25 protein-coding genes and 3 tRNA genes are annotated in these 20,331 nt (G+C 69.7%); 19 read left to right on the top strand and 9 right to left on the bottom strand.

Translation table 11 applies throughout. The features are described 5' to 3' along the window. Positions 1-2: 2 nt before the first annotated feature. Positions 3-1,022, bottom strand: coding sequence for a tRNA lysidine(34) synthetase TilS (tilS, locus tag BIU90_RS16310; RefSeq protein ID WP_071301291.1), 1,020 nt, complete (start codon positions 1,020-1,022; stop codon positions 3-5). Positions 1,023-1,074: 52 nt separating this feature from the next. Between tilS and BIU90_RS16305 the strand changes: the two genes are divergently transcribed. Continuing rightward, positions 1,075-1,566 carry an inorganic diphosphatase gene (locus tag BIU90_RS16305; RefSeq protein WP_071301290.1) on the top strand — a complete coding sequence of 164 codons (492 nt, stop codon included), beginning with the start codon at positions 1,075-1,077 and terminating at the stop codon, positions 1,564-1,566. 100 nt (positions 1,567-1,666) lie between these two features. On the opposite strand, the gene BIU90_RS16300 is transcribed toward BIU90_RS16305, so the two are convergent. Then, positions 1,667-3,106: an NlpC/P60 family protein gene (locus BIU90_RS16300; RefSeq protein ID WP_071301289.1), complete on the bottom strand. Its 1,440-nt coding sequence runs from the start codon at positions 3,104-3,106 to the stop codon at positions 1,667-1,669. A gap of 31 nt (positions 3,107-3,137) precedes the next feature. Continuing rightward, a complete protein-coding gene (locus BIU90_RS16295; protein WP_071301288.1) occupies positions 3,138-4,445 on the bottom strand; it encodes a peptidoglycan DD-metalloendopeptidase family protein in 1,308 nt (435 codons plus the stop codon). 313 nt (positions 4,446-4,758) lie between these two features. Between BIU90_RS16295 and BIU90_RS16290 the strand changes: the two genes are divergently transcribed. The 3 genes from BIU90_RS16290 to BIU90_RS16280 all read left to right on the top strand — a co-directional run bounded on the left by BIU90_RS16290 (position 4,759) and on the right by BIU90_RS16280 (position 5,044). After that, a tRNA-Glu gene (locus BIU90_RS16290) sits at positions 4,759-4,831 on the top strand. 59 nt (positions 4,832-4,890) lie between these two features. Then, positions 4,891-4,967, top strand: a tRNA-Asp gene (locus BIU90_RS16285). A gap of 1 nt (position 4,968) precedes the next feature. Beyond that, a tRNA-Phe gene (locus BIU90_RS16280) sits at positions 4,969-5,044 on the top strand. Positions 5,045-5,182: 138 nt separating this feature from the next. On the opposite strand, the gene BIU90_RS16275 is transcribed toward BIU90_RS16280, so the two are convergent. Then, positions 5,183-5,416: a PLDc N-terminal domain-containing protein gene (locus BIU90_RS16275; protein ID WP_071301287.1), complete on the bottom strand. Its 234-nt coding sequence runs from the start codon at positions 5,414-5,416 to the stop codon at positions 5,183-5,185. A gap of 16 nt (positions 5,417-5,432) precedes the next feature. After that, positions 5,433-5,834 carry a hypothetical protein gene (locus BIU90_RS18450; protein ID WP_139195329.1) on the bottom strand — a complete coding sequence of 134 codons (402 nt, stop codon included), beginning with the start codon at positions 5,832-5,834 and terminating at the stop codon, positions 5,433-5,435. A gap of 31 nt (positions 5,835-5,865) precedes the next feature. Here BIU90_RS18450 and BIU90_RS18445 point away from each other — a divergent pair, with 31 nt between their 5' ends. Next, positions 5,866-6,177 (top strand): hypothetical protein, encoded by a 312-nt coding sequence (locus tag BIU90_RS18445; RefSeq protein WP_139195328.1) that lies wholly within the window; start codon positions 5,866-5,868, stop codon positions 6,175-6,177. Positions 6,178-6,258: 81 nt separating this feature from the next. On the opposite strand, the gene BIU90_RS16265 is transcribed toward BIU90_RS18445, so the two are convergent. Continuing rightward, complete coding sequence (locus BIU90_RS16265; RefSeq protein ID WP_071301285.1) at positions 6,259-7,269, bottom strand: aldo/keto reductase family protein; 1,011 nt, start codon at positions 7,267-7,269, stop codon at positions 6,259-6,261. Between the two features lie 215 nt (positions 7,270-7,484). On the opposite strand from BIU90_RS16265, the gene BIU90_RS16260 reads away from it, so the two are divergent. Further along, the gene (locus tag BIU90_RS16260; protein ID WP_175470238.1) at positions 7,485-8,219 is read left to right on the top strand and encodes a hypothetical protein; all 735 of its coding nucleotides are present in this window, start codon (positions 7,485-7,487) and stop codon (positions 8,217-8,219) included. Further along, positions 8,209-9,207, top strand: a complete 999-nt coding sequence (locus BIU90_RS16255) for an NAD-dependent epimerase/dehydratase family protein (protein ID WP_071301283.1) — start codon at positions 8,209-8,211, stop codon at positions 9,205-9,207. The genes BIU90_RS16260 and BIU90_RS16255 overlap by 11 nt, the downstream gene beginning before the upstream one ends. 61 nt (positions 9,208-9,268) lie before the next feature. On the opposite strand, the gene rocD is transcribed toward BIU90_RS16255, so the two are convergent. Next, entirely contained in the window at positions 9,269-10,495 is a 1,227-nt protein-coding gene (gene rocD, locus BIU90_RS16250; protein WP_071301282.1) for an ornithine--oxo-acid transaminase, read from the bottom strand. After that, the gene (gene ddaH / locus BIU90_RS16245) at positions 10,495-11,397 is read right to left on the bottom strand and encodes a dimethylargininase (RefSeq protein ID WP_071301281.1); all 903 of its coding nucleotides are present in this window, start codon (positions 11,395-11,397) and stop codon (positions 10,495-10,497) included. The genes rocD and ddaH overlap by 1 nt, the downstream gene beginning before the upstream one ends. 219 nt (positions 11,398-11,616) lie before the next feature. On the opposite strand from ddaH, the gene BIU90_RS16240 reads away from it, so the two are divergent. The 12 genes from BIU90_RS16240 (at position 11,617) to BIU90_RS16190 (ending at position 19,615) form a co-directional block, all read left to right on the top strand. Next, the gene (locus BIU90_RS16240) at positions 11,617-12,054 is read left to right on the top strand and encodes an Lrp/AsnC family transcriptional regulator (RefSeq protein WP_071301280.1); all 438 of its coding nucleotides are present in this window, start codon (positions 11,617-11,619) and stop codon (positions 12,052-12,054) included. Between the two features lie 94 nt (positions 12,055-12,148). Beyond that, entirely contained in the window at positions 12,149-12,496 is a 348-nt protein-coding gene (locus tag BIU90_RS16235; protein WP_139195327.1) for a hypothetical protein, read from the top strand. Between the two features lie 10 nt (positions 12,497-12,506). Then, positions 12,507-13,274 (top strand): ABC transporter ATP-binding protein, encoded by a 768-nt coding sequence (locus tag BIU90_RS16230; protein ID WP_071301278.1) that lies wholly within the window; start codon positions 12,507-12,509, stop codon positions 13,272-13,274. Positions 13,275-13,285: 11 nt separating this feature from the next. Then, a complete protein-coding gene (locus BIU90_RS16225) occupies positions 13,286-13,576 on the top strand; it encodes a hypothetical protein (RefSeq protein ID WP_071301277.1) in 291 nt (96 codons plus the stop codon). After that, positions 13,569-14,993: a hypothetical protein gene (locus tag BIU90_RS16220; RefSeq protein ID WP_139195326.1), complete on the top strand. Its 1,425-nt coding sequence runs from the start codon at positions 13,569-13,571 to the stop codon at positions 14,991-14,993. Before BIU90_RS16225 ends, BIU90_RS16220 begins: the two co-directional genes overlap by 8 nt. A 329-nt stretch (positions 14,994-15,322) precedes the next feature. After that, entirely contained in the window at positions 15,323-15,751 is a 429-nt protein-coding gene (locus BIU90_RS18440) for a hypothetical protein (protein ID WP_139195325.1), read from the top strand. A 9-nt stretch (positions 15,752-15,760) separates the two neighbouring features. Next, entirely contained in the window at positions 15,761-16,129 is a 369-nt protein-coding gene (locus BIU90_RS18435; RefSeq protein ID WP_139195324.1) for a hypothetical protein, read from the top strand. 17 nt (positions 16,130-16,146) lie between these two features. Further along, on the top strand, positions 16,147-16,977 hold the full coding sequence (locus BIU90_RS16210; RefSeq protein WP_071301275.1) for a nitroreductase family protein: 831 nt from the start codon (positions 16,147-16,149) through the stop codon (positions 16,975-16,977). After that, a complete protein-coding gene (locus tag BIU90_RS16205) occupies positions 16,974-17,759 on the top strand; it encodes a YqjF family protein (protein WP_254787090.1) in 786 nt (261 codons plus the stop codon). The genes BIU90_RS16210 and BIU90_RS16205 overlap by 4 nt, the downstream gene beginning before the upstream one ends. 75 nt (positions 17,760-17,834) lie before the next feature. Next, positions 17,835-18,830: an SDR family oxidoreductase gene (locus BIU90_RS16200; protein WP_071301274.1), complete on the top strand. Its 996-nt coding sequence runs from the start codon at positions 17,835-17,837 to the stop codon at positions 18,828-18,830. Beyond that, the gene (locus BIU90_RS16195; protein WP_071301273.1) at positions 18,827-19,180 is read left to right on the top strand and encodes a hypothetical protein; all 354 of its coding nucleotides are present in this window, start codon (positions 18,827-18,829) and stop codon (positions 19,178-19,180) included. The genes BIU90_RS16200 and BIU90_RS16195 overlap by 4 nt, the downstream gene beginning before the upstream one ends. 234 nt (positions 19,181-19,414) lie before the next feature. Further along, entirely contained in the window at positions 19,415-19,615 is a 201-nt protein-coding gene (locus tag BIU90_RS16190) for a hypothetical protein (protein WP_071301272.1), read from the top strand. A gap of 9 nt (positions 19,616-19,624) precedes the next feature. Here the strand turns inward: BIU90_RS16190 and BIU90_RS16185 are convergent, their stop codons facing one another. Further along, the gene (locus BIU90_RS16185; protein WP_071301498.1) at positions 19,625-20,326 is read right to left on the bottom strand and encodes a tyrosine-protein phosphatase; all 702 of its coding nucleotides are present in this window, start codon (positions 20,324-20,326) and stop codon (positions 19,625-19,627) included. Positions 20,327-20,331: the final 5 nt, after the last annotated feature.

Genomic DNA, 20,331 nt, shown 5'->3' with positions numbered 1-20,331 from the left:
CCCTACTGCGCAGCGAACGACAGCCGGTCCCCGTCCCGGGTGGCCCGGACGCCGGGCAGGTCGATCGGCCCCTGCCCGCTCCAGTCGGTCACCAGACGACACACCTCGAGCGTCTGCAACCGGCTCAGGGTCACGCCGAACTCGCTCTCGACCGCCAGGCGCACCAGCCGCTGCCGGAGCGCGGGCGGGTTCGCCGCGAGCTGCCGCACCGACAGCGCGATGCCCGCCTCCGAGTGCTCCGCCAGGTCCTCGGCCATCTCCTCGGCGAAGTGGTCGAGCGCTGCGGAGTCCTCACGCAGCTGGTCGGCCGTCCGCGCCAGGGACTCGGCGACGTCCGCCCCGAGCTCGCGTTCGAGCACCGGCATCACGGCGTTCCGGACGCGCACCCGGGTGAACGCGACGTCCTGGTTCTGCGGGTCGTGCCACGGGGCCAGCCCCGCCGCCGAGCACGCCTGCCGCGTGGTGTGACGGCGGACGCCGAGCAGCGGGCGACCGTACGCCGGCCCACCGTCGCGGCCCGCGAGCGGCTGCATGCCGGACAGGCTGTCGGGCCCGCTGCCGCGCAGCAGGCCGAGCAGGACCGTCTCGGCCTGGTCGTCCAGGGTGTGGCCGAACAGCACCAGGGGCGACCCGAGGTCGGACGCGACCCGCGCGATCGACGCGTGGCGGGCCTCCCGTGCGGCGGCCTCGGGACCACCTGCGGTGCCGACCTGGACGCTCCGGACGACGACCGGGTCCAGCCCCAGCTCGGATGCCTGTCTGGAGGCCCGGCTCGCCACCGCCTCGGAAACCGCCTGCAGCGCGTGGTCGACGACGACCGCACCGGCCCGGAGTGCCTGTTTCGGTGCTTCGAACGCGGTGGCCGCCGCGAGCGCGAGCGAGTCGGCTCCGCCGCTCAGCGCGACCAGCACCAGGTCACCGTCGGCGACGAATCGTCCTGCGCGTGCCTCGGCGAGCAGACCGCGGACCGCACGCCGGGTCGCGGCGACGGCGGGGTCGAGCCGGGGACGCGGAGAGTTCACCCGGTAACGTTAGCCGCGCTTTCCCGTGCAACCGACAGACCAGGAGCAACCAATGGCCGCGTACGACGTCGTCGTCGAGATCCCCAAGGGCAGCCGCAACAAGTACGAGGTGGACCACGAGACCGGTCGCGTGTACCTCGACCGCGTGCTGTTCACCTCGTTCGTCTACCCGACCGACTACGGCTTCTTCGAGAAGACCCTGGCGGACGACGGCGACCCCGTGGACGCGCTGCTGCTGCTCGAGTACCCGACCTTCCCGGGCGTGGGCGTCAAGGTCCGCCCGGTCGGCGTCTTCAAGATGAGCGACGAGGCCGGCAACGACGCGAAGGTCCTCGTGGTCCCCGCGAAGGACCCGCGCTGGGCGCACATCCAGGACATCTCGGACGTCGACGAGCAGACGAAGGCCGAGATCGCGCACTTCTTCGAGCGCTACAAGGACCTCGAGCCGAACAAGTGGGTCAAGGCCGAGGGCTGGGGCGACGCCGCCGAGGCCGAGGCCATCGTGACGGCCGGCCAGGCCGCCTACGTGCCCCGCTCGCACTGACGCTCCGCGGGCCGCTCGCCCGCCCGGGGTCCGCACCCCTGTACGAACATCGCGCCCCGTCTCGACGGGGCGCGATGTTCGTTGGTGGGTGCGATCTGCGCTACATCGAGCCGGAGGGGCGAGCCACGTAGGGCAGCAGCTGGTTCGGCAGCCACACGCCACGCTCGACCACGCCGACGCCGGGGCGGGCCGCCTCGATCATGCGGCCGTTGCCGGTGTAGATCGAGTCGTGGTAACCGCCAGAGGCAGTGCCGTTCGACGAGTAGAAGAGGATGTCGCCGGGCTGACGCTGCGACAGCGGGACCAGGCGGCCGATCGACTTGAAGTAGTTGTACTGCCAGACGACGTTGTGCCCGCCGGTCGCGATGCCCTGCGAGCTGTAGGCCATCATCACCAGGCCGGAGCAGTCCCAGACGTTCGGCCCCGCACCGTTGAGGACGTAGGCGTCGCCGAGCTGCGCGCGGGCGAAGGCGATGGCACCGGCGGCCTTGGACGGGGTGCTCGGGGCGGTGGTCACGGGGGCCGGGGCCGGCGCGGGGGCCGGGGCGCTCGACTTGGAGGGGGCGGGAGCAGGGGCTGGGGCTGGTGCTGGTGCCGGGGCCGGTGCTGCGTTGCTCGACTTCGACGGAGCCGGAGCCGGGTTGCTGCTGCTCGCGCCGCCGTTGCTGCCGCCCGTGCTCGGGACCGGGTTGTTCTTCGTCGTCGTGGTGGTGGTCGTCCGCGTCGGGGCGCTCGACCCGGCCGCGGCGTCCTTCGTCGCCTGCGCGGCGAGGGCGACCTCGGCCTGCTGTGCACGCTGGTCGGTGTAGTACGCGCTCTCGGTGGCGACGGTCGTGCCCTTGAGGAAGGCGAGCTGCTGGAGCACCTCGTTCTGCTGCCCCTGGGCGTCCTGGAGCGCGCCGTTCGCCTGGGCCGCGACGCTGTTCGCCGTGTCGAGGGCGTTCTTCGTGGCGTCGGTCGCCTTCGCGAGGGCCTTCGTCGCCTGCCGCTTCTGGGCGGCCAGGGCGTCGACGGTGTTCTGGTCAGCCTGCGCCTTGGCGAGGACCGTCGCGGACCGCTCCGAGAGGTGCGACATGGTGCCGACCTGGTAGAGCAGGTCCTTGGCGTCGGAGGCGTCGACGAGCATGCTCGTGGAGAGGTCCCCGCCGCCGGTGCGTGAGAGCTCGACCACGAGTGCGGCGACCTGACCCGCCGACGCATCCGCTGCCGCCTTCGCGCGCTCGGCCTGGGAACCCAGGTCGTCGAGCGTCGCCTGCGCCTCCTGCTGCTCGGAGGCCGCGAGCGCGTACGTCTGCCCGGCCTGCTGCACCACGATGCCGGCCTGGTCGGCGGAGTCCTGCAGCGACCCAAGCCGCGAGGCGAGCTCGTCGACGGTCTGCTGCGTCTCGGCCTGGTCGGCCTTCGCTGCCTGCACGTCCGCCCACGACGGGGCGCTTGCGGGGGTCGCCCCCGCGGGACCGGCCACGGCGACCGAGAGCCCGATGCCGAGCAACGAGATCGTGGCGATGCCGCAGACGAGTGGGCGTGCAGGCTGCTTCATGGGGGTCAGGGCCTCTCGGGCGCGCACACGGTCATACCGAGATCCCCCGCGCTGCCATGAAGGGGACCGGGTCGACGGCGGCGCCGTTCACCCGGGTCTCGAAGTGGAGGTGGCAGCCCGTGGACCAGCCGGTCGAACCGACCTGGGCGATCTGCTGCCCGGCGGAGACGTGCTGGCCGTTGCTGACCATGATCCCGCCGTTGACGATGTGGCCGTAGGCGGTGGAGATGCCGCCGCCGTTGTCGAGGATGACCTCGTTGCCGTAGCCGCCGCCGTTGCCCGCGAACGTCACGGTTCCGTCGTGGGCCGCGTAGATCGGCGAGTAGCAGGCCGGGGCCAGGTCGACGCCGGCGTGCAGTGCGTGTGCGTGGGTGTACGGGTCGACGCGGTAGCCGTACGGGCTCGTCTGGTAGCCGGCGCTCGGACGGACCCAGCCGGACGCCGTCGGCGTCCCACCACCGGAGCCGTTCGAGCCGCTGCCCGACCCGCCCCCGGACGGCGCGGCGGCGCGTGCGGCTGCCGCGGCTGCGTCGGCGCGCTGCTTGGCGAGGGCCGCCTGGCGGGCCTGCTCAGCGGCGACGCCTTCGTTGTACTTGGCCTCGACATCGGTGGCGTTCGAGGTCAGGAGCGTGAGCTGCGCCTCGAGTCGGGTCTGGTTGTCGTTCTGCGCCGCGACGGCCTGCTGGGCCGCATCCGCAGCCTGCTGCGCGGCCTGCATCTTCTGTTGCGCTGCCTCGGCCAGCGCCCCGAGGGCCTTCTTTGCCTTGTCCGCCTTGTCGGCCTCGGCCTGTGCGGTGCCACGGTCCTGCGTCGCCTGGGAGTAGATGCCGTCGGCCTGCTCGCTCAGCTTCGACATCGCGCCGAGCTCGTAGAGGTAGTCCTTCGACCCCGTCGGGTGGGTCAGGAGGTCAGTGGTGACGTCGTTCGCGCTGGCACGGCCGAGCTGCGCGGCGAGCTGGCCGGCCTGCGCCTCGGACTTCGACGCGGTCACCTCGGCCGCGTCGGCCTGGTCCTGGAGCTGCTGCTGCTGGAGCGTCGCAGCGTCGAACGTCGTCTGCGCCGTCTGGTAGGCCGTGCCCGCGTCGTCCGCCGACTGCTGCTTCGCCGTGGCCTGCGTCTCGAGGTCGGCGATGAGGCCCTTGATCTCGGTGACCTTGTCCTGCTGCGCCGACTGCGACGCCTTGGCGGCCTGGACGTCGGCCCAGCTCGGGTAGCTCGTCGCCGACGCACTGCTGCCCGGGCTGAGCGCGACGGCTGCCCCGGTCGCGAGCACGACGGCGACCGCGGCGGCGATCACGCGGCGGCGGAGGCTGGGGTTCAGGAGAGTGGGCATCGACATGGGTCTCGATTTCGTAACAGCGCGGCATGGCTCACGCACGTAACACTGTCAACAAGCGCAACAGTAACAACAGGTGCCGGACCGGGGCAGCCCCTCGGTTGAGGGGCACGGGCCGACGACGATGTTCGCACTGAACACCGACGGCGCAGAATCGGAAACCCGCAGATCTCGGGCGGGCCCGTCGCGAGTGAAGCCCTCGCGGCCCGCGTGACGGGGCGCGACACGCCGGGCGGAGCCGGTGTCGGCGACTCGATTTGTCATCCGCGCAGGGCTTCCGTATGCTTGACCTCCGGTGCAGCGATGTACTGCTTGCGGCCCCATCGTTTAGTGGCCTAGGACACCGCCCTTTCACGGCGGCAGCACGGGTTCGAATCCCGTTGGGGTCACTCCACGTGAGACAGCAAGCAGTTCGGAACGACACCACAGCAAGACAGCAACTCAACATGGCCCTGTAGCGCAGCTGGTTAGCGTGCCGCCCTGTCACGGCGGAGGTCGCGGGTTCAAGTCCCGTCAGGGTCGCCACGGCTGGATAGCTCAGTTGGTAGAGCGTTCGACTGAAAATCGAAAGGTCCACGGATCGATGCCGTGTCCAGCCACCAAGAAACCCCCGGTTCGCCGGGGGTTTTTGGTTTTCCGGGGATGACGTCCCCGGAAGACGACAGCGGGCGAACCGATCCGGAGTCGTCCCACAACGGGAGAGGCGCCGAACCTGTCGGTCCGGCGCCTCTCCCGTTCGGCTACTGATGCGGAGTCGGTCGCTGTCTGGTGAAGGCGAACCCGGTGGGCCTGACGATGAGCCAGGCGATGACTCCGATCACGGGGACGAGCAGGAGCACGGTCCAGATCGCCTTCCGTCCGAGCCGGAGCATGTGCGAGCGGAGCGTCGAGATGATCGCGAGCACTGCAGGAACCGCCACGACCACGGTCGCCAGCAACACCCAGACGTGCGAGTAGTTCGTGGTCTCCAACATCGTCTGATCCCTTCGGCTACTGCCAGATCCGGCCGGTCGCGTTGACGTGCATCGTGTGCGACTCGTCCCAGTTCACGAAGCCACCGGACGGGATGGCCGAGATGTGCCAACGCACGTAGAGGTCGCGCTGCGAGTTCGAACCGCTCTCGGAGCAGGCCTTCTCCTCCACGACGTACCCGACCGCCCAGTTCACGACACAGTTGTGCGTGCCCTGGTAGCCGCGGTACTTCGAGGTCACCCAGGCGCGGCTGCCGTCGTAGTAGAACGTGCCGCTCTGCGACTGCTTGTCGGTGATGTTGTTGAAGCCCTGGCTGTAGTTCTTCTTCTTCACCGATCCCGCTGCAGCCGCCGCCTTGAGCTGGGTGAACTGCGTCGCGCTCAAGGACTGTTCTGCCTGGGCGAGGTCAGCAGCGGTCACGCTCTCCTCCGGCGATTCCGACAGGGTCACCGTGGAGGTGCAGGAAGCGAGCGACACGGTCGTGTCCCCCTTCCGCTGCGCTGCAGTGACCGCTGACACACACTCGCTGTTCGTCGTCGTCTTCGAGGAGACGACAGACGACGCTGCGGTGGTGGCCGCTGATGCCGGTGCGACGGCGATGGCGCCGAACATCAACGCCATCGCCGCCGTGCCGACGGTGCCGGCGATGAGCTTGTTGGTTGTCTTCATCGAGATGAACCCCCTGAGTGTGCGGCTTCCCCGTGACGCCGCGTGCGATGAGGTTCGCAGCAGCTCGGGACGGCCGCATCAGACAGCAGGGTGACGTCCGATGACCGACTGGCCACCCGCCGCAGCCAGGAGGACAGGCAGGTCGAGGATGCAGACGCTGAGCTCGTTGCCCTCGTCAGGCCTCGCGGGTCTTCGGGCTGCTGTCGTTCGTCTTCGCCGGGTCGCGCTCCACGATGCCGCCGAGTGCATCGTCGATGCGGGACATGAGCTCGGCGGGGATCGTCACACCCGCGGCGCCCGCGTTGTCGTGCACCTGCTCCGGGCGGGACGCCCCGATGATCGCCGACGCGACGTTCTCGTTCTGCAGGACCCACGCCACGGCGAGCTGCGCCATCGACAGGTCGAGCTCCTTCGCGACCGGCTCGAGCTCCTGCACGGACGAGAGCACCTCGTCGCGCATGAACCGCTTGATCATGTCCGCGCCGCCCTTGTCGTCCGTGGCACGCGAGCCCTCGGGCAGCGGCTGACCGGGCTTGTACTTGCCGGTGAGCACGCCCTGCGCGATGGGCGACCAGACGATCTGCGAGATGCCGAGCTCCCTCGAGGTGGGGACGACCTCACCCTCGATGACCCGCCACAGCGCGGAGTACTGCGGCTGGTTCGAGATGAGCTGGAAGCCGAGCTCCTTCGCCAGCGCAGCACCGGCACGCAGCTGGTCGGCGGTCCACTCGGACACGCCGACGTACAGCACCTTGCCCGAACGGACCACGTCGGCGAAGGCCTGCATCGTCTCTTCGAGGGGGGTCTCGTGGTCGAACCGGTGCGCCTGGTACAGGTCGACGTAGTCCGTCTGCAGGCGCTCGAGTGACCCGTCGATCGACTCGAGGATGTGCTTACGGCTCAGTCCGGTGTCGTTGTGTCCCTTGGGCCCGGTCGGTCCGAAGACCTTCGTGGCGATCTCGAGCGACTGCCGCCGCTCCCCCTTGAGCGCTTCGCCGAGGACGGTCTCGGCTCCGGTGTTCGCGTAGACGTCGGCGGTGTCGAACGTCGAGATGCCGACGTCGAGCGCTGCCCGGACGCAGGCGATGGCCGCGTCGTTCTCGACCTGGGACGCGTGGGTCAGCCAGTTGCCGTAGGTGATCTCGGAGACCTTGAGGCCCGAGTTGCCGAGGTAGCGGTACTCCATGTGCGTGTCACTCCTGTCGTGGCCGCGTCGGTGCGGCTCGGATCGCGACAGTAGTCCCCAGGTCCCGCGGCCCGATCAGTCTCGACGGGGCCCGTCAGTAGACTGATGTACCAGATGCGGGCAGGGCAAGACGAAACCCCGGCGATGTGGCGCGAGCCAGGGATCGTTCCGGGGTCTTCGTCACCGATGGTACATGGGGAGGGTGACGGATGCCAATGGATCACGAGCGAGTGGCGGCGCTGCTGAGCGCTCCACGCCTGACGTCCTATCGCCAGAACACGACGACCCTGACGGAGGCGGTCGAGCTCTACGAGTGGGACCTCCGCGCCGCGTCGCGCGTGCTCGTGCTCACCGGGCTGGTCGAGGTCATCGTGCGGAACGCCATCGATCGCGAGCTCGCGGGATGGGCATCCCGGAGGTCTGACTCCTCGGAGTGGTTCGATCACGTGCCGCTCGATGCTCAGGGTGCTGCGGACCTCGCGAAGGCCCGGCTCCGCGCCACGCAACGTGGACGCCGTCCCGAGGTGCACGGCCGTGTGGTCGCGGAGCTCACCTTCGGCTTCTGGCGGTACCTCGTGGAATCCCGCTACCACACGGCGCTCTGGGTACCAGGCGTGCACCGGGCGTTCCCGGACGGAGCCCCGAATCTGCGCGTCCGTCGCGCAGAGGTCGCGCAACGCCTGCAGCAACTGCACTTCGTCCGCAACCGCGCCGCGCACTACGAACCGATCCACGAGCGTGACCTCGGCCGCGACCAGCGGCTCGCCGTCGAACTGCTCTCGTGGGTGTCCCCGGTCGCCGGCGCCTGGGCCGAGCGGGTCTCCGACCTGCCCGCCGTCATCGCCGCGCGGCCGCGATCACCGCACCTCCGATGCACCCGAGCGACCCCGCACCCCGAAACTGCGCGGCATCGCGCCCGGAAGGTGGTTTCGTGGACGCATGACCAGTAACGGAGCGCGTGTCCTGTTCATCGGTGGGAGCGGCGTCATCAGCGCCGCGTGTGTGACGGAGGCGACCCGACAGGGGATCGACGTCACCGTCCTGAACCGCGGGACCACCGGAGGCAGGCCGATCCCGGACAGTGTGGAGCGCCTCCAGGCCGACGTGTCGGACCGCGCCGCACTGGCGGACGTCCTCGGCGACCGTCACTTCGACACCGTCGTGAACTGGATCGCCTTCACGCCCGACCAGGTGCAGGCGGACATCGACTTCTTCGCCGGCCGGACGAACCAGTACGTGTTCATCAGCTCGGCCTCGGCGTACCAGACCCCCGCGACGCACCTGCCGATCACGGAGTCGACGCCGCTGAAGAACCCGTTCTGGCAGTACTCGCGGGACAAGATCGCGTGCGAGGACCTGCTCATGCAGGCGTACCGCGAGCAGGACTTCCCGGTCACGATCGTCCGGCCGTCGCACACCTACGACGAGACGAAGCTGCCCCTGACCGGCGGGTGGACGGCGATCGCACGGATGCGGGCGGGCAAGCCGGTCATCATCACGGGCGACGGCAGTTCGCTGTGGACGTTGACGCACAGCCGTGACTTCGCAGTCGGGTTCACCGGGCTGCTCGACAACGCTTCGAGCATCGGAGAAGCGTTCACCATCACGAGCGACGAGGCCCCGACCTGGAACGCGATCGCCCACGAGATCGCGGCTGCGGCGGGCGTCGAGGACCTGCGGATCGTGCACGTGCCCGCCGATGCCATCGCCGCGGTGGACGCGGACTGGGGTGCTGCGCTGCTCGGCGACAAGGCGAACAGCTCGGTGTTCGACAACAGCAAGATCCGGTCGCTGGTGCCGTGGTACCGCCCGCGTACTCCGTACCGGCAGGGTGTCCGCGAGGTCATCGCGTGGTACGAGGCGCACCCGGAGGAGCAGGTCGTCGACGAGCGGCTCGACGCGCTGATGGACCAGCTCGCGGAGCGCTGGGCGGTCTAGCGGCGTCTGCGTGGGCCCGCACCGCGCCTCCGGCCGGGAGGCCCGGTGCGGGTCCGCTGCGTCAGCTGCGGTCGCGCAGGACCTCGCCGAGCACGCCGATCGCCATGGCGATCTCGTCGTCGGTCACGACGAGTGGTGGCGCGAAGCGGATCGTCGACCCGTGGGTGTCCTTGACCAGGACTCCGCGTGCCGCCATCGCCTTCGCGATCTCCTTGCCGGTCCCGATCGCGGGGTCGATGTCGATGCCGGCCCACAGTCCGGCGACGCGGTGCGCCACGACACCGTGCCCGACCAGGTCCTCGAGCAGCCCGCGCAGGAGCGGTTCGCCGTCGAGGGCCCGCTGCTGGAACGTGCCCTCGGCGAGCATCGCGACGACCTCGGACCCGACGGCTGCGGCGAGCGGGTTGCCGCCGAACGTCGAGCCGTGCTCGCCCGGACGCAGGACGCCGAGGACCTCGCGGGAGCCGACGACCGCGGACACCGGCACGATGCCGCCGCCGAGGGCCTTGCCGAGCGTGATCAGGTCCGGGCGGACGCCGACGCGCGACACCGCGAGGGTGTGCCCGGTGCGACCGAGCCCGGACTGGATCTCGTCGGCGACGAACAGCGCGCCGAACTCGTCGCAGATCGCCCGCACGGACGGCAGGTAGGACTCGGGCGGGATGACCACGCCGCCCTCGCCCTGGATCGGCTCGAGCAGCACCGCGACGACGGTTTCGTCCATCGCCGCGCGCAGGGCCTCGGCGTCGCCGTACGGCACCGTGCGGAAGCCCGGCGTGTACGGACCGAAGTCATCACGCGCGGAGGGGTCGTCCGAGAAGGAGATGATCGTCGTGGTCCGACCGTGGAAGTTGCCGCTCGCCACGATGATCGTCGCGTGCTCGGCCGGCACGCCCTTGACGCGGTAGCCCCAGGCGCGCGAGACCTTGATCGCGGACTCGACCGCCTCCGCCCCGGTGTTCATCGGCAGGACCATGTCGGTGCCGGTGAGCTCGGCGAGCGCGGACGCGAACGGGCCGAGGCGGTCGTTCACGAACGCACGGCTGGTCAGCGTGACGCGGTCGAGCTGCGCCCGGGCCGCGTCGAGCAGCCGGGGGTTGCCGTGGCCGAAGTTGACGGCCGAGTACGCGGCGAGGCCGTCGAGGTACTCCTTGCCGTCCACGTCCGTCACGGTGGCGCCGGAGCCCGAGGCGATGACGACGGGCAGCGGGCTGTAGTTGTGGGCGAGGGAGCGGTCCTCGACGGCGAGCGCCGCCGCGGTCGCGGTGCCGGTGTCGACGGTGGGCATCAGGACCGTGCCACGGAGGTGCCGGTGCCGACGGGGTGCAGGTCGAGCGTGCAGCACTTCACGCCGCCGCCGCCGAGCAGCAGCTCGGACAGGTCGACGCCGATCGGGTTGTAGCCCTTCGCCCGCAGCTGCGAGGCGAACGTCGTCGCCCGCGCGGCGATCACGATGTTGTAGCCGTCGGAGTACGAGTTCAGCCCGAGGATCGCGGCGTCCTCCTCGGTCGCGATGATCGCGTCGGGGAAGCGCTCGCGCAGGATCGCGAGCGAGGGCTCGTCGAACGCGCTCTCGAGGTACGCGATGTTCGACGTGCCCTCGGCGTCGGGCTCGGGGTCGAGCACGGCGATCGCGGTGTCGAGGTGGTAGAAGCTCGGGTTGATGAGCTTGAGCGTGATGACGTCGCGGCCGTAGACCTTCGCGATCTCCTCGTGCGAGGTGCTGTCGGACCGGAACCCGGTGCCGGCCAGGATGACGTCGCCGACGAGCAGGAAGTCACCCTCGCCCTCGTTCGTCTCGACGGGCTCGGCGACCCGCAGGCCCGCCTGGCGGAACCAGTCCATGTACGCGGGGCCCTCGGGCTGGCGCTCCGGGTACTGGAACTTCGCCCCGTACGCGATGCCGTCGAGCACGAAGCCGCCGTTCGCCGCGTAGACCATGTCGGGCAGGCCGTCGATCGGGTCGATGAGGTGGATCTCGTAGCCGAGGCCCTGGTACACGTCGTACAGGTCCTGCCACTGGCGGACGGCCTTCGACGTGTCGGTCGGGTCCTCGGGGTGCATCCACGGGTTGATCCGGTAGCTCACCGTGTAGAAGTCCGGCTTGCACATCAGGATCGTGCGCTTGGTGGCGGTGCGGACGGGAGCCGCGTGGGTCGCTGCGCTGGGCGCTGTGGTCGTGTTCGACACTGGAGTCCTCCTGGGGACTTCGGGCCCGAGCCTGCCAGGAACCACCGCTCGGAGCGATCTCGGTGAGATGCAGGCTCACTCACCGTGTTCGTCAGGCGGACCAGGTCGACGCCTGCGATCAGTCTAGGGAGCAGGACGCTCCGACAGGCTGCGAACGCGCGCACGTTTCGTGCGTCGGGTGCGGCGTCCTCGCAAGAACTCCGCGTAGAGTCAGGTGCAATGGATTCGCTCGACCACCGCATCCTGGATCGACTCCGGGACAACGCCCGCGCCGGCTACGGCGACATCGGGTCGGTGGTCGGACTCTCGGCCTCGGCCGTCAAGCGTCGCGTCGACCGGCTGGTGGCCGACGGCGTCATCCGCGGCTTCACGATCAAGGTCGACCCCGCGGTCGAGGACCGGGGCACCGAGGCATGGGTCGAGCTGTACTGCCGCGGCACGGTCTCGCCCGACGAACTCCGGTCGCTGCTCGACGCCGTGCCCGAGGTGGTCGACGCCGGCACCGTCACCGGCAGCGCCGACGCCGTCGTGCACATGCGCTCGCGGGACCTGCCGGCGCTCGAAGAAGCCCTCGACCGCGTCCGGTTGGCCCCGCAGGTGGACCACACCCGGTCCGCGATCGTGCTGTCCCGCCTGGTCTCGCGCGAGTCCGTCTGACTCCAGCCACGGGGCTGACATTCCGGATCGTCCACGCTCATTCGACATCGATGATGGTGCGTGACACCTGAAATCTCAGGTGCTACGTTCGGTCGTGCCGGGCAACGAGGTCCGGCATCCGAGGTCACCTCGGATCGGCGGTGCCGAGGCGTTGCCCGGCATACGGAAGGAAGTGCTGATGTCTCTTGCAGTCTCGACCATCCCGGTCCAAGCGAACATCCTGGCCTTGAGCGCACGTGATCGAGTCCTCGATCGGGTCGCGTCCAGTCACAATCCGGTCCTCATCATCGTGGTCGCCGCGGCGATCGTTCTGGGGCTTGGTCTCGTTGCCTACCTCACGGCATCGTGCATCTCCCATGGCTACCGCGGATTCAGTGCCATCGTGAACATCAGCTGGAACAATCCTCTGAACGCGAACGTCAAGTTCAGCTGCTTCAAGTGACACGACGGCCGTGACGCATCCCCGCCTTCTCGCGCTGGACTGTTCGAAGAGGTACCGAAGCGGCACGCGCGGTCTCTCCGGGGTTGACCTCGAGGTCGGGCCCGGAGAGCTCGTCGCACTCCTCGGTCCCAACGGAAGTGGAAAGTCGACCCTGGTTCACGGCCTGGTCGGGATCCATGAGATCGACGCCGATCTCCTCGAGGTAGACGGCCTGACGCACTCGTCAATCCAGGCGAAACAGCAGATCGGATTCGTCCCCGACGAACTTCCGATTCCGTCTTCCCTGACGGGCGTCGAGTACCTCGAGCACCTGGATCGACTTCGCGGTCGTCGCGATCATCGTCCGTGGAGGAACGCGATCGTCGAGCGGCTCGCGCTGACAACGCACCTCGACAAGTTCATCGGTGAGATGTCTCACGGAACGAAGAAGAAGCTCCAGATCGTCGGGGCCGTCGCACACCGACCGTCGATGATCGTGATGGACGAACCATTCCGGGGGCTCGATCCACACGCTGTGGTCGTCATCCGCGCGCTCGTCGATGCAATGCGTGAGACCGGGTCTGCCGTGCTCGTCGCCACCCATGACGTCCTCGCTGCTGAACACTGGTTCGAGCGAATCGTCCTGCTCGATCACGGGCGAATCGTCGCCGACGGTCGACCCGCGCAGCTCATCGCTGAAACCGATGCTGCCTCCCTCGAAGACGTCATGCTCCGTCTCACCGGCGTCTCGGACACAGCTTCGATCCACGCCGACCTCACTGCCGCACTCTCCACCTGAAAGGAACAACCATGTCCATCGTCAAGCTCCTGATCACGGCTTCGTCCGCGATGGTGGTTGCACCCGTCCTGCTGTTCGTCGCCGCTGCTGTGGCGTTGATCGCGTCGACGTCCCGGGGCGTGGACATCGCGCTGCCAGGACTCGTCCGCGTCGTGTCCGGAGCCGGATCAGAACTCGCCAGCGTGAGTCTCGACGGCGCCGGGATCATCGTGTGGTGGCTTGGCGCTTCAGCATCGCTGTTCGTCGTCTTGCTGGTCGGCGACCACCTCCGAGGTGCGCGCCGCCTTCGGCGTCGTGCGTGACGTCGTGCGGGTCAGCCGGCTCGTCGGGGCCGTCTGGATGGGGGACGTGACTCGAAGCGTGACGGGCAGACGCTGGCGCACACATGCCGTGCTGTCCGGTGTCGTCGTACTCGTCCTCGCTTGGCTGGTGTTCGCGGTGGTGACGGCGTTCTCCGGAGTGGGAGATGACCGGATACCGTCGGCGCTCCGGACGCAGGTCCTCGTCGAGAGTGCCCTCGGGACGGGGCTGGCCAGTGCGTGCATCACCAGCGTGCTGACCGTTCTTGCTCCGAGCATCCGGTCGTTGGACACGATGCTCGCGAGTGCACCGATCAGCCGAGGAGCACGTTCCTTCGCCATGGCCGCACCGACCGTCATCGTCTCGAGCACTCTCGCCCCAGTCGTCCTTGCCCCCCTGCTCGCTTCTGGCACAGCGCTGATCGGTGGTGCTGACGCGGCGTTCACAACGGCTGCCGCGATCATCCTCGGAGTGGGCTCCTCCTGCGGTGCCTCCGCGTCGATCCACGGCATCCGGCGAGTCGCCAGCACCCTGGGACGGGGTGACGCGACTGCCACGAGCGTCGCTGCCGTCGCAACGATCTGCGGTGCAGTCGTCGCCTACCGAACTCTCACGACCTCGACGTGGGTAGCGTCGCTGTCTGGGGCTGGACCGCTCCGCTTCGTCACCGCGACTGTTGCGGCGCTCGTCGTCACACTCGTTGCTGTCGGGCTGCTTCTGGCAGTCGTGAAGACCACGCGCGCCTCAGGACCCCCCGAAACGGCAGGCTTCGCGCGCCGGCTCCCGCGGTTCGTCAGCTCACACCGTGGGAGCACGGCGGCGTTGCTTGCTCTCAGGGACCCGATGATGACCTCGTCGCTCGTGATCGTCGCAGCGCTGTTGATCGGGACCCGCGTCGGCGTGGCGATCATCGCTGAGCCCGACATCCAGGGCCTGCTGTTCCAGATTGCTGTCATCGGAACACCAGCAGCCCTCCTCCTTCCCCTCTACTCCACCGACAGGAGGACTCTGTGGCGTCGATCGCTCGTGATCTCGATCCGCTCCGACCCGTGGAACACGACAAGCGTCGTCGCAATGGTCGCCGCCGGCGTCGTCGTGGCCATCGCGGCTGCGTCCGTCTTCATCGGGACGCCGATCTTCGATTCTCCGACCTGGTTGCTGATCCTGCCAGCGGTGTGGCTGTGCCTCTGCTCCGCCGTCCTCGCTGGAGTTGCCTTCCCGAGCGATCTCGACCTCCCCGGTGCAGGTGTGCTCGCGGCGATCCTGACGGCTGCGCTCACTGCATTCCCGAGCGTGCTCGTGGACGACTCCGCTCCGCCTCCACTGGGAGCGGCTGTCTCTGTGTTGCTTGGTCTGCTCCTGATGACAGTCTCGCCGTTCGCTGTTCGGCATCGGAGGATGACATCCGTTCTCTCTTGAGGCCGCTCCGCCCCCACGAAGGTGTCGTCATACGTCAGGTCGCCGCGGGACATCAGCTCGTTGACCTTCCCACCGGTTTCGATGCGGTCGTCCAAGGCAGCGTGTACGAGATCAGCGCAGTCCTCCTCCAGAACGGGCTCGCACATGCCCCAGCGCGGCACCGGAGGAACACCATCGCAGAGTCCGGTGTCGAAGATGTCGCAGCGGCACGCGCCATCCACGTACTCGGCAGCGCTCGCCGTCGAGTCGTCCCCAGCGACAGACGGCTAGCCGTTGCCACTGCGGCGTTCCGAGCACTCGCATCGGTGTGGGGCCTAGCGACCGCAGTCATGTCCGGGGCACTCGGTGTTTCTTTCTTGGCGGTCGGCGCATCGGCAGAGACGACCTGGGCGGCGGTCGCTGCTCCTGTTGCGATGCTCTTCTGTGTCGGCGTGCACGAGACAGCACACCTGGTGGCGGTCCGAGTGCTCGTCGGACCTGGACGTGGTGCGGTCATCTGTTCGTCTCGCGTCGTCGCGGTGCTCCATCCCGCGGTCTGCGGGTATCGCGCTCGACTGATCGCCTCCGCTGGTCCCGTCGCAGGGGCGGTCTTCGCCGTTGCGTACTGGACGCTTCGCCCTGGAGATGTCGTCTCCCAGTACACCGCTTCGGTGCTGCTGGTCGTCAACCTCTTCGGGCTGATCCCACTCTCGACCGATGGCAAGGTGCTGCTCCACGGCTCGACGACGACTCTGCCGTCCGGAAAGCACTCCGCCTAGGCTGAGTCCATGGGACCCAGGACGGCCAGGAGGCCCGGTGCGGCTCCCACGGGATCGCGTCCCGCCCGGCGTCTGGTCACGGCTGCGAGCGTCGCCTACGTCGCGAACTGCCTCTGGGGCACGGCCGTCGCCGTCCGGCTGATCCGGACGAGGAAGCTCCGGGTCGTCCACCACGGACTGTTCGTCGTGACGGCCACCTTGACCGGCGTCGCGGCCACGACCCCGCTGTGGACACGAGACCGGTCGGCGTTGTTCCTGCTGCCGGCTCTCGTGCCGCTCGCGGTCGCCCCGCGCACCGACCCCCGAGCGAGAGCACACTGGAAGGTCGCGGTCGCCGCCGCACCGTCCTACCTGGGGGCGCTGCTCGCGCGGCGCTGACGTCAGGGAGGAACTGCGTGGAGCTCTTCGAGGCCATCCGACGGCGACGGACGACGAACGGCGCCTTCCTGCCCGACCCCGTGTCCCAGGAGCACCAGCGGCTGCTCGTCGAACTGGCCGGCCGCGCACCGTCGCAGCTCAACAGCCAACCGTGGCGCTTCGTCCTGGTCGAGGAACGGCCGACGATCGACCGGGTCGCCGAGATCAGCGGCCGCTCGATGACCCGCACGATGGCCGAGGGCACGTTCTTCCAGCGCTACAAGCCGTACTTCCGCTTCAGTCAGGCCGAGATGGACGAGCGGCGCGACGGCATGCTGTTCGACAAGCTCCCCGGACCGCTGAAGCCCTTCACGAAGCAGGTCTTCACCAAGCGCGGGCAGCTGCTGATGAACACGCTCCGGGTGCCGCAGACCCTCGGCGAGGAGAACCGGAAGCTGGTCGCGGGGTCGCCGCTGCTGCTCGGGGTGATGCTCGACCGGCACGAGTACCGGAAGGAGCAGCTGTCGGGCTTCTACTCGGTGTTCAGCATGGGCGCGGCGATGGAGAACATCTGGCTCGCGACGACCGAGCTCGGCCTCGGCATCCAGTTCGTGTCCTTCCCGATGGAGACGCCCGGCGCGTGGGAGGAGATCCAGGAGCTGCTGCGCGTGCCCCCGGAGCTCGAGCTGATGGCCGTCTACCGGCTCGGGTACCTGCCGCCCGAACGCCGACGTCCGGCGATCGACTGGACCTCGAGCGAACGGAAGCGCCCGTCGCAGTACGTCTTCCGCGGGACCTGCGACACCCCGCAGCAAGGGTGGGACGACGCACCCGTCGCCGGCCACATCGACGACCGGACCGACTCGTGACCGCCGGACGGGTCGGCGGGGCCGAGCCGGGCCTCCCGGCTGTGTCGTCGACGGCACCGGACCTGCCCGGCCGGCCGTGGATCTCCCAGGACTGGCTCGACGTGGTCTTCGTGCACTGGCGGGTCGACCTGTCCGCGGTCGCGCCGCTGCTGCCGGTCGGGACCCGGCCGGACACCATGGCGCTCGACGGCTCCGACGACGGGGTGACCACGTGGGTCGGACTCATCGGCTTCCGGTTCACCGACACGCGCTTCCCACCGCTCGGGCCGCTCGGCCGGACCGGACGCATCGGCGACTTCGTCGAGGTGAACGTGCGGGTCTACACACGCGACGACCAGGGGCGCCGCGGGGTCGTGTTCCTGTCCCTCGACGCGGGCAAGCTGCTGCCGACCCTCGGGGCGCGCGCGGCGACCGGGCTGCCGTACTGGTGGGCAGACGCTGCGACACGCACGGGCGACGGTCGGGTCGGCTACGCCATGCGACGGCACGGGACGCACCTGCGGTCGGCCTTCGACGTGCGGATCGGGCCCGAGGTCACGGAGCCCACCGCGCTCGAGACGTTCCTGACCGCGCGGTGGGGCATGCACGTGCACACGTTCGGCGCGACGCGGTTCTGGCCGAACGAGCACGAGCCGTGGGCACTGCACCGCGGGTCGCTCGTGTCGCTGCGGGACGACCTGATCGGTGCGGCGGGGCTGCCGTTCGCGCTCACGGACCTGGAGCCGGACTCGGTGCTGTACTCCCCCGGTGTGACGACCCGGTTCGGGGCCGGTCGGCGCTGACGCGGTGGGTCGGCGCAGCGTCCGCCGGGCGCTGCGGCTGGGTCGGCTCCGGGGCACGACCAGTACAAGGGGACCATGACACGTGTGGCAGTGGTGACCGGTGGTTCAGCGGGACTCGGACGGGCGACGGTGCGCGAACTCGCCGCGCGGGGCTGGGACGTCGCCGTGCTCGCCCGTGGGCAGCAGGGCATCGACGCCGCAGCCGCCGAGGTCGTCGCAGCGGGACGGCGGAGCCTCGCGGTGTCGGTCGACGTCGCGGACCGGCACGCCGTCGAGGCCGCCGCAGACCGGGTCGAGGCGGAACTCGGACCGATCGACCTGTGGGTGAACGACGTGATGGTCGGGGTGTTCAGCCGCTTCCTCGACACCGACCCCGACGACTTCGAGCGGGCCCTGCACGTGACCTACCTCGGCTGCGTCAACGGCACCCGGGCGGCGCTGTCGCGGATGGTCCCACGCGACCGGGGCCACGTGATCCAGGTGGGATCGGCCCTCGGCTTCCGCGGCATCCCGTTGCAGTCGGCCTACTGCGGCGCGAAGCACGCGATCGTCGGGTTCACCGAGTCGATCGTCTCCGAGCTGATCGACCAGGGCAGCAAGGTGCAGGTGTCCCGCGTGGACATGCCTGCGCTCAACACGATCCAGTTCAACTGGGTGAAGTCGAAGCTGCCGCACCACCCGCAGCCCGTCGCGCCGATCTACCAGCCGGAGGTCGGTGCCCGGGCGATCGCCGCCACCGCCGAGCACCCCCGACGTCGGACGTGGGTCGGCGAGTCGACGGTGTACACGATCCTGGGCAACCGGATCAGCGCCAGGTTCGCGGACTGGTACGCGGCGAAGACCCTGGTGTCCGGGCAGCAGGCAGCCGACAAGGACGGTCAGATGCTGCCGACCAACCTGTACGAGCCGGTCGAGGGCGACCACGGCGCGCACGGCATCTTCGACGACTCGGCGCACGCCTGGTCACCGCAGACCTGGTGGGTGGAGCACCGTCGGTTGGGCAACGGGATCATCGGCGCGACGCTCGGCATCGTCGGCGCAGCGGTCCTGACCGGGGTGCGGAAGCGATGAGCCGCCGCAGCGACGCTCACGGCGCGACCACCGTGGTGGAGGGTGTGCGTGCTGTGATCGGTGCCGTGCACGTCATCCGTGCGGGATCGGACCGGTCGACGGCCACGTTCCACCGCGTGGTCGGACTGCGCCAGGTCGCGCAGGCCGGCATCACCGCTCGGGTCGGGTCGGGCAACGCGCACACCGTCGGGGCCGCCGTGGACGTGCTGCACGGGGCGACGATGCTGCCGCTGCTGCTCGCGCCGGCGCCGTGGCGTCGCGTGGCCGGGCGACAGCTCGTGATCGCCGTCGTGCTGGCCGTGGCGGAGATCGTCGCGGTGGGGACCGGACGGCGAGCGGGACGACGCTGAGCGGTACCTCGGGGTGGCGGTCGCGCTCCGGCTCGAGCACAGGGACGCTCAAGAGCCGGAGCGTCGACGCTCTGGCGAGCCTCGGTGGGCAGGGGTCCCACCGATCGGGGTGGCTCGCTGATGTCGACTCTAGTCGGTCCGCACTTAGGGGGACAGACAGGTCGGTACCCCACTTCGGGCGCCAAACGGCCAGCGCTCCACCCGCTTCCCAGGTCGCCGCGTAGCGTCCGGGACATGAGCAACGACGAACAGCAGACCGAGCCCGTCATGGACGGCGCCACCGAGGCCACGAACCACGAGAAGCTCTCGGGCCTGATCGAGCAGGTCAACCACGACCACGGGCACGAAGGCGCAGCGTCGATGGCGGACCACCTGCGCGACCGGATGGACGAGACCGGCGTCGAGGACGAAGAAGGCGGCGACACCGAGGACTGACGCCGCGGATCACGCGGGCGGACTGCGGAAGGTGCGGAGGGCCTCCAGGTCGGCCGAGCTGAGACCAGACCCGGCGACGAACCGGTCCACGTCGAAGCCGGCGACGACGGCGCGGAACGCGTCGGCGACCGTGGTGCCGTGGTCCGCGCAGAGCGCCTCGGTGCGGGGGTCCTGACCGAGCGGGTCTGCGGCCATGGTGACCAGGTAGTCCGCGACCACGGCCTGGGGCTCGACGTCGGCCAGGGTCAGCACCGCGAGGGCGACGATGCCCGTCCGGTCCCGCCCGGCCGCGCAGTGGAACAGCACCCCGCCGGGCTCGGCCCGGGCCAGCGCCCGGAGCGCCGCACCGGTGCGCTCGGCCTTCCGTTCCAGGTGCGGCCCGTAGTACAACGGCGTCCCGACCAGGCCGTTCGCCCAGAAGTCGTCCCAGAACGCCGTGTCCGCCAGGTCGTCGTGGTCGACCGCCACCGTCGTGACCCACGCCGGCCGCGGATGCGTGTCCTCGGCACGCTCGGACGGGGTCCGCAGGTCGACGACGGTCCGGATGCCGGCTCCGCGGATCGTCTCCCATCCCCGCTCGGTGAGGCGGTCGACGGACTCGGAGCGGAAGAAGCGTCCCCGTGGGGTCGTCCCGCCGCCACGGCGCGGCAGCCCGCCGAGGTCACGGGCGTTGCGGAGGCCGTCGGCGACGAGGGTACGGTCTGCGTGCATCCCGT

Origin of the sequence: Curtobacterium sp. MCBA15_001 (assembly GCF_001864835.1) — a bacterium.
GTDB lineage: Bacteria > Actinomycetota > Actinomycetes > Actinomycetales > Microbacteriaceae > Curtobacterium.
Note: the sequence above shows the minus strand (reverse complement) of the source record. Positions and strands in the feature narration are given on the sequence as shown.

What these genes read in the sequence shown, in the direction of transcription:
- BIU90_RS16305 (WP_071301290.1), top strand. Translation starts at nt 1,075, where the DNA reads ATGGCCGCGTACGACGTCGTCGTCGAGATCCCCAAGGGCAGCCGCAAC.
- BIU90_RS16300 (WP_071301289.1), bottom strand. Translation starts at nt 3,106, where the DNA reads ATGAAGCAGCCTGCACGCCCACTCGTCTGCGGCATCGCCACGATCTCG.
- BIU90_RS16295 (WP_071301288.1), bottom strand. Translation starts at nt 4,445, where the DNA reads ATGTCGATGCCCACTCTCCTGAACCCCAGCCTCCGCCGCCGCGTGATC.
- BIU90_RS16275 (WP_071301287.1), bottom strand. Translation starts at nt 5,416, where the DNA reads ATGTTGGAGACCACGAACTACTCGCACGTCTGGGTGTTGCTGGCGACC.
- BIU90_RS16265 (WP_071301285.1), bottom strand. Translation starts at nt 7,269, where the DNA reads ATGGAGTACCGCTACCTCGGCAACTCGGGCCTCAAGGTCTCCGAGATC.
- BIU90_RS16260 (WP_175470238.1), top strand. Translation starts at nt 7,485, where the DNA reads ATGGATCACGAGCGAGTGGCGGCGCTGCTGAGCGCTCCACGCCTGACG.
- BIU90_RS16255 (WP_071301283.1), top strand. Translation starts at nt 8,209, where the DNA reads ATGACCAGTAACGGAGCGCGTGTCCTGTTCATCGGTGGGAGCGGCGTC.
- rocD (WP_071301282.1), bottom strand. Translation starts at nt 10,495, where the DNA reads ATGCCCACCGTCGACACCGGCACCGCGACCGCGGCGGCGCTCGCCGTC.
- BIU90_RS16240 (WP_071301280.1), top strand. Translation starts at nt 11,617, where the DNA reads ATGGATTCGCTCGACCACCGCATCCTGGATCGACTCCGGGACAACGCC.
- BIU90_RS16225 (WP_071301277.1), top strand. Translation starts at nt 13,286, where the DNA reads ATGTCCATCGTCAAGCTCCTGATCACGGCTTCGTCCGCGATGGTGGTT.
- BIU90_RS18440 (WP_139195325.1), top strand. Translation starts at nt 15,323, where the DNA reads ATGTCCGGGGCACTCGGTGTTTCTTTCTTGGCGGTCGGCGCATCGGCA.
- BIU90_RS18435 (WP_139195324.1), top strand. Translation starts at nt 15,761, where the DNA reads ATGGGACCCAGGACGGCCAGGAGGCCCGGTGCGGCTCCCACGGGATCG.
- BIU90_RS16200 (WP_071301274.1), top strand. Translation starts at nt 17,835, where the DNA reads ATGACACGTGTGGCAGTGGTGACCGGTGGTTCAGCGGGACTCGGACGG.
- BIU90_RS16195 (WP_071301273.1), top strand. Translation starts at nt 18,827, where the DNA reads ATGAGCCGCCGCAGCGACGCTCACGGCGCGACCACCGTGGTGGAGGGT.
- BIU90_RS16190 (WP_071301272.1), top strand. Translation starts at nt 19,415, where the DNA reads ATGAGCAACGACGAACAGCAGACCGAGCCCGTCATGGACGGCGCCACC.
- BIU90_RS16185 (WP_071301498.1), bottom strand. Translation starts at nt 20,326, where the DNA reads ATGCACGCAGACCGTACCCTCGTCGCCGACGGCCTCCGCAACGCCCGT.